The 2207-nt window shown below is 61.6% G+C and carries 1 protein-coding gene; it reads right to left on the reverse strand.

Annotated features, from left to right (window positions below; genetic code table 11):
• Window positions 1-494: 494 nt before the first annotated feature.
• Entirely contained in the window at window positions 495-1865 is a 1371-nt protein-coding gene (locus tag VMD50_RS19170) for an FAD-dependent oxidoreductase (protein ID WP_325429650.1), read from the reverse strand.
• Window positions 1866-2207: the final 342 nt, after the last annotated feature.

Below are 2207 nucleotides of genomic sequence, written 5' to 3' on the forward strand. Positions count from 1 at the left end.
AACGGGTGCACCACAGCCGTCACAGAATCGCGCACCCTCACGCGGCTCAATGCCACACGTGCGGCACGCCGCTATGGTCGTCACCCGACCTCCGCCAATCCCGGCCCCCGGTTCTCACAGGATAGGCGATTGGACACCACACGAGGGGCCGTCGGCATTCACGGTGATTCCGATACATAGTTTTGAGAGCCTCGAATGTCGTCTATTTCGAGACTGTTCAAAGTTCACTCTGAAGCGGTAGGCAACTCGGGAGTGTGGAAACCAGCAGACCGCACTAGACCATAGGTCGACAGCGTTCACCAAGAGGTGACGTACTCCTGTGCCCAGCGCCACCTTAAGTTGTCTCAGAGATCACGGCCGAAGCCGTTCAGCCCCAACCAAATCCAGATCCGTCCGTAAATGCCGTCGATCAATTTCAGAATAGACAACCGGGCTGACCCCGCTGAGGCTCTAGCACCGCGGTATCCGCACAAGCGGTCCGTTCAGCTAACTGTTCAGGGACTGGTGGCGTTGACCGGTGTCGGGCGTTTCTGCCGGCGTTGGTTGGCCGAGGCGGCACGCCGCATCATCGAGGGGCGCAGCAGCCGAATCGGTGCGTCGACAAGCCAGGCCACCTTGAGGAACTGCTCGTATGCGGCGGTGTCATATTCGGCGGCGGTCAGTAATCGGTCCATGTACCCGTTGAGCAACCTCGTCGATAGCGGTGCTGTGCCCTCGATCTCGGGCAGCAAGAGGTCACCGCCGGCGGCCAGCTGCCAAGCCTGGCGGATCGGCTTTGCGGTAGCTCGGAAGAACCGCCGCGGGAGATCCGTTGTGCCCCGGGACAGGCAATCTCGCAGCGCTAAAGCTTCCAGTGCGGCCACCGTCATACCCTGCCCATAGATCGGGTTGAAGCTGCACACCGCGTCGCCGACGACCAGCAATCCCTCGGGCAGCAGTCGCGCCTTGTCGTACCGGCGCCAACGGCTCGACGGGAACCGATGCTGCGCTGTCTCTCCGAGAGGTTCAGCGGCCCGAATGGCCGCCAAGAGGTGGGCGGGGGCAAATTGTTCGGCGAAGTCACACATCGCGGAACATCCGACAGGTGGATCATTGCCCGCCATTCCGAAGACGGCGAACATCACGGTGTCGTGCTCATATCTGAGGATCGCCATGCCGGTGGGTCGGCCGGGCACCGGGGCTACGATGCAAGCGCACTCGTGCACCGACTCCGGTGGCATCCACAGCAGCTGACTCGCATACGTCAGATGGATGACGACGTCGTCCTCGGCGGGGTGGGCGTAACCCAGCCTTTCCAACATTGCCGGTGTCCGCGCGCCACGCCCGGTCGCATCGACGACAAGATCGGCGGACAGTGCTGATTCTGAGTGGCTGTGACGGCTGACTATTCGCGCCCCGGTGATGCGATCACGGCTCGTATTAGAGGTGACGTCGACGACATCGTGATTATCGATGAACGCGATGTTGGGAATCGCGCGTACCCGGCGCCGGATGTGGGACTCCAGAAATGGTCTGCTCGGGGTGTACGCCCTCAGCCCTTCGAACGAACCGGACTGCACGGCCAGATGGCCCCCCATGTTGAAGTGGAGCCTCGATAGATCCCGATAATCAATCGAGGGTGCGCCGGCTCCGACGAGTTCATCGAGGATCCCCGGGAAGAGTACTTCGATCGCCTGCGCGCCTCGCAGGAGCAGGCCATGGATCTGCCGGCCCTGCGGCACGCCGCGGCGGTGATCGGCGGCGTCGCTCAGCGCATCCCGCTCCACCACGGTGACGGTTTCAAAAAACTCGGCCAGTGCTCGCGCAGCCACCAGGCCCGCCATGCTGGCTCCCAGAACCACCGCATGCTCACCGAGCTTCGGCATTAGCAAACCTCCCGCGCCTGATTCGACTTGCGCCAGTGTGTCGAGGTTTGCGCACGGCGGCGTGAGTAGTCGACTACTCGCTTTTCGCCGACGTTGAGGGGTCGACTTGCCTCAGGCCAAATGAGAAGCCAACGACCTAAGAAATTGTCGCCTGTCCGACACCCCAGTTCAAAGGGGTGCGCACATGCCTCACCGGGATTCATCCGGAAATGATCTGCAAGTCGCGTGAGCCCCAACCTGACAAAATCTTAAGGATAGGCGGTAAAGCGCCTTGTTAAGGTGCCCCAGCGTTCACGGTGACCGACACAGTTTTGAGACCGTGTATCTCCTCTATTTCGAGAC

It is taken from the genome of Mycobacterium sp., from assembly GCF_035506235.1.
Lineage (GTDB): Bacteria > Actinomycetota > Actinomycetes > Mycobacteriales > Mycobacteriaceae > Mycobacterium.

What these genes read in the sequence shown, in the direction of transcription:
- VMD50_RS19170 (WP_325429650.1), bottom strand. Translation starts at nt 1,865, where the DNA reads ATGCCGAAGCTCGGTGAGCATGCGGTGGTTCTGGGAGCCAGCATGGCG.